The organism is Brevirhabdus pacifica, assembly GCF_002797755.1.
Taxonomy (GTDB): Bacteria; Pseudomonadota; Alphaproteobacteria; order Rhodobacterales; family Rhodobacteraceae; genus Brevirhabdus; species Brevirhabdus pacifica.
Genome location: NZ_PGFI01000011.1, coordinates 1220087 through 1233800 on the forward strand (window position 1 = coordinate 1220087; position 13714 = coordinate 1233800).

The 13714-nt window shown below is 67.7% G+C and carries 7 protein-coding genes; 2 read left to right on the forward strand and 5 right to left on the reverse strand.

Annotated elements, in window-relative coordinates; all coding sequences use genetic code 11:
* Positions 1–345: 345 nt before the first annotated feature.
* The 5 genes from CLV77_RS05880 to CLV77_RS05900 form a co-directional block, all read right to left on the reverse strand.
* Complete coding sequence (locus tag CLV77_RS05880) at positions 346–6309, reverse strand: DUF11 domain-containing protein (protein WP_100053044.1); 5964 nt, start codon at positions 6307–6309, stop codon at positions 346–348.
* Positions 6310–6564: 255 nt separating this feature from the next.
* Entirely contained in the window at positions 6565–6945 is a 381-nt protein-coding gene (locus CLV77_RS05885; protein WP_143815099.1) for a hypothetical protein, read from the reverse strand.
* 418 nt (positions 6946–7363) lie between these two features.
* Positions 7364–8377, reverse strand: a complete 1014-nt coding sequence (locus CLV77_RS05890) for a Fe(3+) ABC transporter substrate-binding protein (RefSeq protein WP_076980942.1) — start codon at positions 8375–8377, stop codon at positions 7364–7366.
* Positions 8378–8491: 114 nt separating this feature from the next.
* Entirely contained in the window at positions 8492–9268 is a 777-nt protein-coding gene (gene mazG, locus CLV77_RS05895) for a nucleoside triphosphate pyrophosphohydrolase (RefSeq protein WP_076980941.1), read from the reverse strand.
* Positions 9269–9394: 126 nt separating this feature from the next.
* Positions 9395–9961, reverse strand: a complete 567-nt coding sequence (locus CLV77_RS05900; RefSeq protein WP_076978840.1) for an LOG family protein — start codon at positions 9959–9961, stop codon at positions 9395–9397.
* 134 nt (positions 9962–10095) lie between these two features.
* On the opposite strand from CLV77_RS05900, the gene CLV77_RS05905 reads away from it, so the two are divergent.
* Together CLV77_RS05905 and CLV77_RS05910 are read left to right on the forward strand one after the other, a co-directional pair.
* Positions 10096–11757, forward strand: a complete 1662-nt coding sequence (locus CLV77_RS05905; protein ID WP_076978839.1) for a LysM peptidoglycan-binding domain-containing protein — start codon at positions 10096–10098, stop codon at positions 11755–11757.
* A gap of 118 nt (positions 11758–11875) precedes the next feature.
* Positions 11876–13711: an ABCB family ABC transporter ATP-binding protein/permease gene (locus CLV77_RS05910; protein WP_076978838.1), complete on the forward strand. Its 1836-nt coding sequence runs from the start codon at positions 11876–11878 to the stop codon at positions 13709–13711.
* Positions 13712–13714: the final 3 nt, after the last annotated feature.

The following is a 13714-nucleotide window of genomic DNA, read 5'->3' on the forward strand; positions in this document are numbered from 1 at the left end:
TCGCGCGAAGGGTGGGCCGCGCGTTTCGGATCCTAGGACACCAGCGTCATCAGAGAAGAGTTCGTGCACCCTCCGGACGCCTGCACCTACTTCTCGGTGGCCGTCCGATTGCTTGGAAAGGGTAGGGGGCCCTGGATCGCCGCTCGGCCATCTCGTCACAAAGGCGCACGCGCCGCACGGTCCGGCACGGGTCAGGCGGCATCACCGCAAAACGCCCCTTCACGCAAAAAGAACAGGCCCGCCCCAATACACGGGACGGGCCTGAACAACGGGTGTGGCGGTGTCGGCGGAGTCCCGGCCGCCAGGTCCGACTTCACACCCGATCCCGTTGGATCATCCCCCGGGTCAGGGGCTGATCTGCACGCGGAAACTCACCGACCCGACGGATCCGGGTGGATAGCTTCCACTGCAATCCCAGCGCAGCGATCCCGAGTAGCCCGCCACGTTGCTGGTGGGCGCGCCCACCGTGCAGGACAGGGTTCCGTCCAGGGTCACGGGGCTGGGAATGGGTTCGGCAAGCGCGGTGTAGGAGGGCGTCCGGTCATAGATGACGACATCGGTCGCCGATGAGCTGGAGGGGTTCGAAAGCTCGATCCTGTACTCCAGGATGTCGCCCACCGCGCCCTCGTTCGAGGTGCCCTCGGGCGTGCCCTGGGTCTCGTTGCGGACATATTTGCGCAGGCTGAGCTGACCGCGCCCGTCCCCCGTCTCGACCCGGTCGGAGTTGAGGCTGCTGTAGGTGACGGTGGTGTCGCTGTAGCTTGTGTCCGCGACCAGGTCGTAGGTGAAGCTCGCCCCAGGGCCGACGCCGCCACCGACCGAGACGCGCGAGACAAGGCACAGCTCCTGCCCGGCGGTGACGGCGACCGGTGCCGTGATGGCGCTTTCGGGCGCACCATCGCAATCGGCATCGGTGAACAGGCCGACCGAGTAGGAGGCGTCGGGCTTCTGTACCAAGTTGGTGAAGCTGAAGCTGACCTCGCCTGCCGATCCGGCCTTGTAGAGGTGGGGCAGGCCGATCACCTGGCCAGGCTCGACCGACATGGTCTGGTCCTGGGTCAGCTCGGGCTTGGGGGCAAGGCCGAAATCCAGGCCGGGATGATCGGTCTCGGCGGTGGGGGTGAAGGTGAAGCTGCCGTCGTGGGGATCGGCATTGGTAACGCCGGGATGGCTGGCGCTGGCCTCCGATACGGTCAGCCACCCCTCGTCGGGCGCGACGCTGAGGGTAATGGTGCCGGCATAGTCGCCCGCCAGCCCATAGGACCAGTTGCCCGCACCGTCGAGTTCGGGGCGCGCCAGCAGCGTGCCGGCGTCGTCCAGGATCGACAGGACCCCCTGGGCGCCGCCCACCTCGTCCCCGTTGCGCAGGGCATCGTGGGCCGTCCCTCCACCCACGCCGGTGTCGACGAAGAGCTGCCCCGAAATGGTCCGGGCCGAGACGGCCGCGTTCAGCACATAGCGCGCCTCGTCATCGTCGGCGATGCCGTCGCCCAGGTCGTCGACCAGGAAGCCCGCGTTGAAATCGCTGTCGAAATCGGGAAGCGAGCTTGCGACGATCTCGGCCTCGTTGGTGTAGGTGCCGCTGCCAAGGGCGCGGGCGCGGATGGTCAGGGTTTCGGTCTGGCCCGACAGGATCTCGTCCACGAACCACAGGCCGGTCGAGCGGTCGTAGAAATCCCCCGTCGCGGGTGCCGAGTCCGAGATATAGGCAAAGCCGTCGGGAAGCTGCTCGATCACGCGGACATTGGAGGGGGAGCCGGGCCCGCTGTTGGAGACCGAGACCACCCAATCGATCACGTCGCCCTCGGCCACCTGGGTAACGGGGGTGGTGGTGCCCGCCTGATAGGCGATCTTGGTGATCTCCAGGTCGCTGCCTTGGGGGTCGAAACCGAAATCCTGGTCCGGGGTGAAGCCGTTCTGGGTCGCCGCCACCCCGACCAGCGGGTTCGAGGTGCCGATCGTCGCCGATGCGGGCAGGTCCGCGTCGGCCTCGTCCAGTTGGATGCGGTAGGAGGCATGGGCCGCGAGCCCGTCAAAAGCATAGGTGCCGTCGGAGAGGGTCTCGGTCGATGCCACCAGCAGGTCGTCCGACGGGTCGTTGGGCGTGCCTTCGTCGTCGTAGACATCGATGGCGATGCCACCGCCGAGGTTGGTTTCCGCCCCGTCCTTGATGTCGGAGGCGTTGGTGTCGGTGAAGACGTTGCCCGCGATGCCGGCCAGCGCAAGCGGCGCGGGCCCGCGGCAGGAGGTGCCGTCATTGTCGTTGCCCGAGGCATCGGCGCTGGTGACCAGAAGCTGTTTCAGACCGGTCTGTGTGTTGACCAGGTAAAGGCCGTCGTCGCCATTGTCCCACAGGTAGAGGCGCCCGTCCTCGTCGAACCACGCGGATTCGTAGGCGCCGTCGTGGATGGCCGGGCCGATGAAGGTGACGGTGCTGGCGCCGGCCACGCCGTTATTTGCATCCGCACTGAAAAGGCGCCGTGTGGAGTCGTCGATGCCGTAGATCCTGCCGTCGACCGGATTGTAGGCCATGTCGAACGGCGTGACCGGCTGGCTCAGTGTCAGCTGCCCGGCATCGGAGGGGTTGGCGGGATCGGCCAGGTCGATGAGCTGGAAGGCGCTGTCGCCGTTGGGATAGACCATGATCCCGTTGGGCAGGATGTCACCCGCGACATCGCCCTGCGCGGCCGAGTTCGGCACCGCCCCGAGGAGGGTAAAGCCACCCGCGCCGTCGACGCGGAACAGCTGCCGGTTGTTGGACTGGACCCCGTAGATGTAGCCGTCCAACTCGTTGAAGCCCCAGCCGGCCTCGACCTTGTTGTTGAACTCGGGAGAGAAGGTCAGGCCGAGAGAATAGGCGCTGCCGCTGTCCGAGAAGGTAAGCCGCTGGAGGGCGGATTTCTTGCCGCCGATCTGGTAGAGCGTGCCGTCGCAGACCAAGGGCGGCGGGTCGTTGGAGAAGGTAAGCTGGTAATCCTCGATCTCGCCGTCGACGGCCATCGCGACCACGCCCGCGGTGGTGGACCAGCGAAAGCGCGCGAAGGTCGGCAGGGCGGTTGCCGTGGCCGGCACATCGACGTCGAAGACGATCTGCCCGTTGACGGTCCCGTCCTTGTCGCCAGCGCTGCCGTCCTGGAGGTCGGCGGTGATCATGTCGGCGGCGTCAAAGCTGCCGTCACCGTCGAAATCGATCCAGGACTGGAGGTAGGCAACGGGGCCCAACCCGCCCGTGACCTCGTTGACCAGCACGGTGATCTCGCCCCGGGCGCCGATGTAGAGGGTGGGAAGGATGACGCCGTCCTCGTCGTCGTTGCCGTCCAGATCGTCACCGGTGGCGTCGGCCGAATGCTGCGGCGCCGCCTCGGGGTCGGGCGAGACGGGGCCCAGGTAGGTGCCGGCAACGCCGCCGTCGGCGATCACGTGGGTGGGATCGCCGTAGCTGGCCGGCGCATCGCCCCGGTCGACCAGAGGGGCGGCCGCGATGTTGACCGCGTAATCCTCGACCTCGCCGTCGACGGCGTTCTGGGCGGGGGCGATCGTGGTCTCGGTCGACCAGCGGAAGCGGGCGAAAGTCTGGCTGAGCACGGCGTCGCCGGGCACGACCAGGTCCACCTCGATCTTGCCATCCTCGGCCGCCAGGTCGCTGCCGGTGCCGTCGTCGCGCAGATCAAGGGCAATCTCCTCGGCGGTGCCGACGGCGAAGACACCGTCGCCATCATAGTCGATCCAGCCCTGCAAATAGCCAGAGCCCGAGACCGTGGCCACGACGGTGGCCGCCAGGCCCTGGGTCAGGACCGGAATCTCGACCCCTTCGTCGGTGTCGGAACTGGCGTCGGCCGAGTTGCCGGGCCCGGCATCGCCGGTCACGGTTGTTCCGAGGTAGAGGCCCTGGCTTTCCAGCACGCCGTGGAAGGCATCGCCCAGGGCGCTGGGCGCGTCGGTGAAGTCCGCGCAGGTCTGGATGTCGGTGATCTGGGCGCTATCGGCAAAGCTGGCCGAATTGAACTGGCGGGTCGAAAGGCGGATCACCACCCGGTCAATGGGCAGGCTGAACCCGACCTGGACGGCAAAGTTCTCCTCCAGCGCCGAGGTCGAGAAGGCGTTGTTGCGTTCGCCCAGGACCGACCCGTCGGGAAGCGCCACCCGGCGCATCGCCGCCGAGATGGGGCCGTCGGCCATGGCCGGCGAGACGCGTTCGGTCCCGCGCTCACCCCAGACGGTGACGGACTCGTCGAGGTCCAGGCTGGTGACATAGAAGCTGATGCCATTCATCGGGCTGTCGAATTCGGTCGTGATGTCGACATAGCCGGCCTGCGCCACCGACCCGCCGCCATAGCCCGAGGCATAAAGCGGCGCGGCCGTGGTGAAGGTGGCCGGGCGGAAGGGCTGGCTGTTGTCGGATACGGTAATCGTCGATTGCACGCCGGCATGGGTCACGACGTTCGAGGTGCCGACGCCCAGCGGCGCGTCGGTCGACCAGTCCACGAGCGAGAAGCGCGTGCCCGAGCAGCTGGGAAGCGCATCGACCGGGGCCTCGTCCACGTTGGTGGTGACGCTGTCGAAGGCGGGGCCGGACTCGGTGCTGTTGGCGTCGGTGGTGGCGGTGACGACATCGCCGCTGACGGCGTTGGTCGTGACGTCGAACTCCATCGAGCCGCTGGCCAGGCCCGCCAGGGTCGGCAGGGTCTGGAAGGCGAAGGTGCCGCCCGTGGGCGCGGTCGCCGGGCTGAGATCCTCGCCGCGCGAGGGTGCGAAATTGGCCGTGCCCGTGGTCTGGGTGGGCAGGTCGACCGTGATTGCCACGTTGCTCAGCGCCTGCATGGACGAGTTGCCGTAGGTCACGCGGTAGCGCAGGGTCGCGCCCTGGGGGATGGTGCCGCCGGTATAGGGCGCGCCGTTTACCTGCACGATCGAAATCGAGACGCGCAGATCCTCGGCCGAGGGCGGCGCCAGCGCGGAGGAGCCCGCGACCCAGTAGCGCCAGGGGTTGTCGTTGCCCGCCGACGCGCCTTCGGCCGAGTCGCCGCCATGGCCTTCGGCATTGATTGGCGCGACGCTGTCCAGGTCGGTGACGCGCAGGCGCACCACGGCATAGAAGATCTCGTTCTCGGCAATGCCGCCGAAGGCGAAGCGCAGGGCGTTGGTCCCGGTGGGCAGCGAGGTCAGGTCAGAGCTGTTGAGGTCGAACCCCTCGGCGGTCACGGTGCAGACGTCGACCGAGTTGACGCCCGGGTCGGTGGTTTCGGGAAAGACCGAGCCTGCGCCGGTCGCCGGCCCCTCGGGCCCCACGACCGCCGGATCGTCCGCACGGCACGACCCGTCATAGGAGATGCGGTTCCACGGTCCCGTCACGCCATAGCGGTCCCAGTCGGCGCCCGAGTTGGGGCCCGCCACGGGGCTGCCGGCGCGGAACGGGGTGGTGCCGCGCCCGCCGTTCAGGGCGGTCTCCTCGTTGGTGGCAAATCCGTTGGGCTGGATCGATCCCGCGCCAAAGGCATTGATATGCACCGCGTCCCATTTGTTGTGGACCCGCGCCGTGCCGGTGCCCCCGACCGTGGTCCAGGGCGTGCCGTTCGAGGGATCGACCAGATAGCCATTCTCAAGCGTGGCGGTGTCCGAGCCGTTGGCGAACATCGCGGTGTCCGCCCGGGTGGAATAGAAAATGCCTGTATCGCCATAGACATAAGCCAGGCCCGCGTTGCAGTCGGCGGGGGTGTAGCCCGCCAGGCTGCACTGGTCGTTGGACGAGGGGTTCCAGCCGTTGGCCGTGGTGTCGAAGATCAACTGGCCCTTGGGCCCCCAGCCCCGCGAGACGCCGCTGCCGGTCGAGGCGCGGGCGGGGCGGGCGGCGACGGGGCTGCCGTTCACATCGGTGATATAGGCGCCGACCACCTCGAACCCGTCGGGAACGTAGATGGTCGCATATCCACCGGGGCCGTCCAGCGTGCCGTCGGTGATGACCGGGAAATCGGCGATCACCTCGATCACGTCGCCATTGCCAAGGGCGGGCGCCCTCGCCTGGATGTTGTCCGAGATGGTCTGCTTGGACGCGGCCGTCAGGTCGATGCCGCCGCCGCCCAGCCAGGCGCCGTGGGCCAGCACCGCAAGGCTCAGCCCCGCCCACGCCAGCGTGGCCGCGCCCAGGACCCGGCCCGCACGCCGCGGGGCACGGCTCGGGGCCCGGGTACGGGTCGCGAAGGAAGCGGAAAGGCGGGATGCAAGACGCGACACAGAGCCGGCCCCGGTGCGGGGGCTCGCAGTGTCGTTGCCAGGAATGCGCGGGGCCGTGGGGCGCGATCTGTTTTGCATGAAACTACCTTTTGGGACTGGGACTACGGTGGCTGGGACTGGTCGTGCAGGGACTGGTGGGGATGGCACAGCCTGTGCCGAAAGGCAGGGTCGCCGGATGGGCGGGACGATGCCGCGAAGGGCAGGGTCGGGACCGAGCGTCAGGCGCCGCGTCGGGACGGGCGATGCCTTGCACCCGGCACCACCCGCCCTTTCCCGCGCCTGAAGAACCGCCACCGGGGGCGGGCTGTCGGGCCTGGATCCTGCCCGGCCGGATCACCAGCAGAGATCCGCGAGGCGATCCCCGTCGCGGTCGGGGCCGGGCCGCAGGCCGCGCGCCATGGTCAGCACGCTCAGCAGCGGGATCGCGATGCCGCCCAGCACCAGCAGGGGCGCGTCGCCTCCCAGCAGCAGGGCAAGCAGTGCCAGAAGTGCGGGCACAGCTGAAAGCAGCCGCAGGTCGGCAGGGATCGGGGGGGTCGCGGAAAGACGGTCGCGGTGCAGCCCGCGACCGCGAGGCAGGGTCGGCCCCATTCCTTGCGCGGCAGCGCGCAAGGTTTCCGGGTGCACGTCGAGCGGTCCGCGACCGGGCTTGCGGAAAAAGCGCCGGTCTGGCGGATGGCGAAGACGCGCGGGGCGGCTGGCAACTTGGGACATCGGAACACTCACATCAAAACACGGGCTACAGGCCAGGCCGGTCCCGGGATCCAGAGGGCGGATCCGGGTCGACCCTGCTGTCTCAGGTTAGACCAGGGACGGGACTGGGAGCGGGGTTCGGGTGAGTAGGCGGAGTGCCCATAGGGATAGGCGACCCTCCGAAATGGGAGGGAACTATCCTTTCGTGCGTGCAGAAGACCGGCGTGACCGGTTCAGGTCGGCAGCCTCTGGCACGGCGCGGCGGGCGGCAGGTGGCCGCGATCATGGGCGGCGGAAGGCGGTAAGAGGTGGCGGTGACCGCCCGGAAGACGGGGGCCAAAGCAAATCAAAAGGCGGAAAATTAGGTTTCTCGGCCCCGGAAACGACTAACGGCGGCCCCGGGCAGGGACCGCCGCCAACTTCGTCGGGGCTGAAGGGGTCAGCCGTCGAAGTCAACCCGTTCGACGATGCGAAGGGCGTCAGGGCGCAGACGGGCCAGGTCCATAAGGTTGACCTCGTCGGCGGTGAAGGTGCCCCATCCGGCGACCAGCTCGTCAGGCTGGGTATCGGGGGCGATGGGGTATTCGAAATTGTCGGTTGCGTAGATCTTCTGCGCCTCGGGCGAGGCGAGATATTCCATCAGCTTCTGGGCGTTCTCGCGGTTCGGGGCGGATTTGGTCATGGCAACGCCCGAGACGTTGACATGGGTGCCGCCACCCTCGAACACCGGGAAGTCCAGACGCACTGCCTCGGCCCATTCTTTCTGCTCGGGGTCCGAGAGCATCTTGCCCATGTAATAGGTGTTGCCCAGCGAGATGTCGCATTCGCCGGCCCAGATCGCCTTGACCTGTGCGCGGTCGTTGCCCTGGGGCTTGCGGGCCAGATTGGCCTTGATGCCCTCGATCCACTCCTGCGCCTTCTCTTCGCCCATGTGCTCGATGCCGGCGGCGAAAAGGGCGACGTTGTAGGCGTGGGTGCCCGAGCGGCTGCAGATGCGGCCTTTCCACTTGGGATCGGCGAGATCCTCGTAGGTGGTGATCTCACCCTCTTTCACGCGCTCTTTCGAGGCATAGACGATCCGGGCGCGGGTGGTCAGGCCGAACCACTGGTTGCCGGGGTCGCGGAACTCGGCGGGGACGTTCTTTTCCAGGATCTCGGATTCGACGGGCTGGGTGACGCCGGCGTCGACCAGGGCGGCCAGGCGCGAGATGTCGACGGTCAGGACCACGTCGGCGGGGCTGCGGGCGCCCTCGGCTTCAAGACGCTCGACCAGGCCCTTGTTGAGGAAGGCGACATTGACGTCGATACCGGTCTGCTTGGTGAAGCCGTCCAGCAGCGGCTGGATCAGCTCGGGCTGACGGTAGGAATAGACGTTGACCTCTTCCGCCTGAAGGGCGTTTGCGGTCATGCCGGCGGCAAGGGTCAGTGCCGCGAAGGGCAGGGTGCGGACCATCATCGGGGTCTCCAATCAAGTGTTCTTTTGCGGGACGGACATGCACCGTTCGGGGCTGCCCTGTCATGGCGACCTTAAACCTTACAAATTTTGTCGGGTCAATACCTGATCGAATTAATCGGATATATCTCGCTCGGCCCGTTTCGCCGCATCCCACAGGGCGTCCATCTCCTCGAGGGTGGACTGTTCGGGGCGCTTGCCAAGCTGCTGAAGCCGGTCTTCTACCGCATTGAAACGGCGTACGAACTTTGCATTGGCGGCCCGTAGGGCGGCCTCGGGATCCAGGCCCAGGTGCCGGCCAAGGTTGGCCATAACGAACAGCAGGTCGCCGTATTCCTCGGCGATATGGTCGGTGTCCTTGCTGTCGATTGCCTCGGCAAGCTCGCGCGATTCCTCGACGATCTTGTCCATCACGCCGCCGGTATCGGGCCAGTCGAATCCCACCCGCGCCGCGCGCTTCTGAAGCTTGAGCGCGCGCAGCAGCGCGGGCAGGCCCAGGGCCACCCCGTCAAGTGTGCGCGTCTCGGCCTTGCCGGCGCGTTCGGCGGCCTTGACAGCCTCCCAGTCGGCGGTCTGCTGCTCGGCCGTCTTGGGGGTGGTGTCGGAGCCGAAGACATGGGGGTGGCGGGCGACCATCTTGTCGCCGATCTCGCGCGCGACATCCTCGAAATCGAAAAGCCCGGCCTCGTCGGCCATCTGGGCGTGGTAGATCGACTGGAGCAGCAGGTCGCCCAGCTCGCCGCGCAGCTCGTCCCAGGACTGCCGCTCGATCGCGTCGGCCACCTCGTAGGCTTCCTCGATCGTGTAGGGCGCGATCGAGGCGAAGTCCTGTTCGATGTCCCAGGGACAGCCCGTCTGCGGGTCGCGCAGGCGGCGCATGATCTCGACCAGCCGGGGAAGATTGCCGCCAAGCGCCGCGGCCTCGGGGGCGGCGCGGCTGTCGGGTGTGGGCTCAGCGCGGTTGGCGGGGCGGGCGGGGCGGGGCGCGTCTGTCACTGGCGGCGTCTCCTTGCAGGATCAGGCGGTGTCGGTCAGCCGGGCGTTCAGGATCTCCAGCGCGGCGTCGCAATCCGATACCACATGGTAAAGATCCCTCAGATCCTCGCCGGCGAACCCCTCGGCGATGACGTGGTCCATCAGCGCGATCAGCGGATCCCAGAAACCATCGGTGTTCAGGATGACGATGGGTTTGTCGTGCAGGCCAAGCTGGCGCCAGGTCAGAACCTCGAAGAACTCGTCAAGCGATCCCGCGCCCCCCGGCAGCACCACCACCGCGTCGGCGTTCATGAACATGACCTTCTTGCGCTCGTGCATGGTCTCGGTGACGATGAAGGACGACAGGTCGCGCTTGCCGACCTCGCGGTCGAGCAGGTGAACCGGGATCACGCCGAAGGTTTCGCCGCCGGCGCCCTGCGCGGCACAGGCCACGTCGCCCATCAGGCCGACATCGCCCGCCCCGTAGACCAGCCGCCAGCCCGCCCCGGCGATGGCGCGGCCCAATTGGCCCGCCACCTCGGAATAGACGGGCCGGACCCCGTGGCGCGAGCCGCAATAGACACAGATAGACCGTTGCGCGTGTGCCATGCCGTCCCCTTTCCGGTTTTCGCTGCTTTGACCGTCGTTAATGCTGTTGCTATCGTTTCACAAGCAAGGCGCAAAAGGGTTGAAGCCCATGGTCCTTGCTGCCGGTGCCGTTCCGGCACCCGAAGGGGAGATACATGGCGCAATGGTCCGCCTCCCGCCTGAGTGGCGGTGCAATCGTCGGCCTGGTGCTGGCGGCGGGGGCCGTCACGGCGGCGATCTGGTTCTATCCCTATGGCAGGCCCATGCGCCTTGATCCTGATGCGACAGGCGGTCCTGCGACGCTTGCGGGCGGCGAGGGGGCGGTCGATGCCGCCGACGACGCGCCCCGCGCCCTGAGCTCCGTCACCGAACCCCCTGCGCCTTCGGGCACGGCGAAGGACACGGCACCCGAGCCGCCGCGCATCGCGCTGGCCGCCGAGCCCGGAACACCCCAGCCGCCCGCGCCGCTTCGGCCCCTTGGGGCCAGCGATGGGCCGGCGGGTGCGCCCGGGTCAGTTGCAGGCGCGGCGGGCATCGTTCCGGGGACCGCACCCACAAATGAGGATGGCCCGGACCTGTCGCGCATGGCCGCGCTGAGCGACGAACCCGCGCCGCGCCTGCCCCTGCGCGACGGCGCGCTGACGCCGGATGGCGGGACCGCGCCGGACGCCCCGACGGCCATCGCGCGCGAAAGCGCCGGGGATGACAGCCGTTTCGACATCTTCCGCGTCGATCCCAAGGGCGACGGTATCGTTGCAGGCACCGCCCGGCCCGGCAGTCGCATCAACCTTTTCGTCGATGGTCGCCAGGTGGCCGAGACCCAAGCCGACAAGGCCGGGAATTTCGTGGCCTTCCTCAAGGTCGAACCCTCGGACCGTCCGCAACTGGTGGAACTGACCGCGACGCCGCCCGGGGGCGAAAGCCGCACCGCGTCCCAAAGCCTGATCGTCGCGCCCTTCGCGGCCCCCGCGCCGGAGGCGGTGGCCTCCCTGGGCGACATGAAGCAAGAAACCGGTTCTGCAGGCGGTGAAAGCACCGTGATGCAGGCGGACGGCGAGACTGACGCTGAAAGACCCGGCGCGCCCGGCGTCGAGACGGCCAAGGCCACGGAAACGGCCGCTGAAGGCGCCGCGGACACGGGCACGGACACGGGCACCGCGACCGGGACGGATCCCGAACCCGGCAAGGCCCCCGTCCTGCTTCTGGCCGATGACGAGGGGGTGCGGCTGATGCAGCCCGCGGATCCCGGCCCGTCGCCCGAGGCGATGACCAATGTCGTCATCGACACCATCAGCTATGACGAGACGGGCGACCTGCGGCTGGCGGGGCGGGGCAAGCCCGACCGCGCCGTGCGTTTCTACGTCAACAACCGGCCTGTCCTGACCTCGAAAATCGGGGCCGACGGGACCTGGCGTTCGCCCTTGCCGGATATCGACACCGGCGTGCACACCCTGCGCGTCGATGAGATCGACGAGGCGGGCAAGGTCGCCTCGCGCTTCGAGACGCCGTTCCAGCGCGAGGATCCCGAGACCGTCCGTACCGCCATGGCCGGGGCCGGTGCCGCTTCGGGCGATCCGGCGGCCCCCGCTGCGGGTGCGGATGGCATGCTTGCCACCGATGCCGGTGACGGAGGGGCGGCGGGCGTGGCCAGCGGCGTCGGCGTCGTGACGGTTCAGCCGGGCTTCACCCTTTGGGGCATCGCCCGGCGCAACTATGGCGAGGGGATGCTTTATGTCCGCGTCTACGAGGCCAACAAGAGCCAGATCCGCGATCCGGACCTGATCTACCCGGGCCAGATCTTCACGGTTCCGCAGTAGGCCAAAGGCGCGGTCCCAGGCTGTTGTCGCGCCCGGTTCGGCGCCGGGTGCCCTCTATGGCCATCGGCGACGGCGCCCCTTAAGGTGCTTCGGCAACAGATCGGACGGACTTCCCCCCATGGCCAGAAAACCCACCCCCGGCACATCGGGCCGCAGCAGCGGTCTGCGGACCATCCGCCGGGTCGCCCCCTACCTCTGGCCTTCGGACAATCACGAGATCCGGGTCCGGGTGGTGCTGGCGATGGTGGCGCTGGTCGTTTCCAAAGTTGTGTCGGTGGTGATCCCCTTCTTCTACAAGGGGGCGGTCGATGCCCTGTCGGGCGAGGGGACCTCGGCCGCCTGGATGCTGGGGGCGGGCGCGATCGGGCTGACCCTGGCCTACGGGGTGGCGCGGGTGCTCAACGTCGGGCTGCAACAGCTGCGCGACGCGATCTTCGCCAAGGTCGGGCAGCGTGCGCTGCGGATGCTGGCGCTCGAGACCTTCCGCCACATCCATGCGCTGTCGCTTCGGTATCATATCACCCGCAAGACCGGCGGTCTCAGCCGCATTATCGAGCGGGGGGTGAAGGGTGTCGATTTTCTCCTGCGCTTCTTGCTCTTCTCGATCGGGCCGCTGGCGCTGGAGCTGGTCTTCATCGCGATCATCTTCTTCGTGCTCTTCGACGTCTGGTACCTGGTGACGGTGGTGCTGACGATCGCAGCCTATGTCTGGTTCACCTTCGCCATCACCGAGTGGCGGGTGCGCATCCGCAAGGAGATGAACGACCAGGACACCGATGCGAACCAGAAGGCCATCGACAGCCTTCTGAACTTCGAGACGGTGAAGTATTTCGGCGCCGAGGACCGCGAGGCCGCGCGCTATGACAAGGCGATGGAAGGCTATGAGAAGGCCGCGCTCAAGACCAACTACTCGCTGGCGATCCTGAACTTCGGCCAGTCGCTCCTGATTACGCTGGGCCTCGTTGCCGTGATGGTGATGGCCGCGATCGGCGTGCAACAGGGCAAGCTGACGGTGGGTGATTTCGTCATGGTCAACGCCTACATGATCCAGATCACCATGCCGCTGAACTTCCTGGGCACGGTCTACCGCGAGATCCGCCAGGCCCTGATCGACATGGCCGAGATGTTCGACCTGCTGGAACAGCCCGCCGAGATTGAGGACAAACCCGGCGCGGGGGCCCTTGGTGTGCCGCGCGGCGAGATTGCTTTTGACAATGTTCGCTTCGGCTACGACGCGGCGCGTCCCATCCTGAAGGGCATCAGCTTCACCGCCGAGGCCGGGAAGACTGTCGCCATCGTCGGGCCCTCGGGGTCAGGCAAGTCGACGATCGGGCGGCTGCTGTTTCGCTTCTACGACGTCGATGGCGGCGCCCTGCGGATCGACGGGCAGGACCTGCGCGACGTGACCCAGAAAAGCGTGCACGCCCAGATCGGGGTGGTGCCGCAGGACACGGTGCTTTTCAACGATACGATCTACTACAACATCGCCTATGGCCGACCCGACGCCACCCGCGCCGAGATCGAGGATGCCGCCCGCGCAGCCCGGATCCACGAGTTCGTCAAAAGCCTTCCCGAGGGCTACGAGACGGCCGTGGGCGAACGGGGGCTGAAGCTGTCGGGCGGCGAGAAGCAGCGCGTTGGCATCGCCCGCACCCTGCTGAAGAACCCGCCGATCCTGCTGCTGGACGAGGCGACATCCGCCCTCGACACCCAGACCGAGCGGGACATCCAGGTTTCCTTGCGCGAAATGAGCCGGGGGCGCACGGTGCTGACCATCGCGCACCGGCTGTCGACCGTGGCCGATGCCGATCTGATCATCGTGCTGGAAGCCGGGGTGATCGTCGAGCGGGGCACCCACGAGGAGCTTCTGGCCGCGCGCGGGCGCTACCACGCCATGTGGCACCGCCAGGCGGCCGAGCGGGAGAAGGAAGAACTGGTCGAAAGCGAGATCTGAGGC

Coding starts and splice junctions, on each gene's coding strand:
- CLV77_RS05900 (WP_076978840.1), bottom strand. CDS start 9,961: ATGGCACACGCGCAACGGTCTATCTGTGTCTATTGCGGCTCGCGCCAC.
- CLV77_RS05890 (WP_076980942.1), bottom strand. CDS start 8,377: ATGGTCCGCACCCTGCCCTTCGCGGCACTGACCCTTGCCGCCGGCATG.
- CLV77_RS05910 (WP_076978838.1), top strand. CDS start 11,876: ATGGCCAGAAAACCCACCCCCGGCACATCGGGCCGCAGCAGCGGTCTG.
- CLV77_RS05905 (WP_076978839.1), top strand. CDS start 10,096: ATGGCGCAATGGTCCGCCTCCCGCCTGAGTGGCGGTGCAATCGTCGGC.
- CLV77_RS05885 (WP_143815099.1), bottom strand. CDS start 6,945: ATGTCCCAAGTTGCCAGCCGCCCCGCGCGTCTTCGCCATCCGCCAGAC.
- CLV77_RS05880 (WP_100053044.1), bottom strand. CDS start 6,309: ATGCAAAACAGATCGCGCCCCACGGCCCCGCGCATTCCTGGCAACGAC.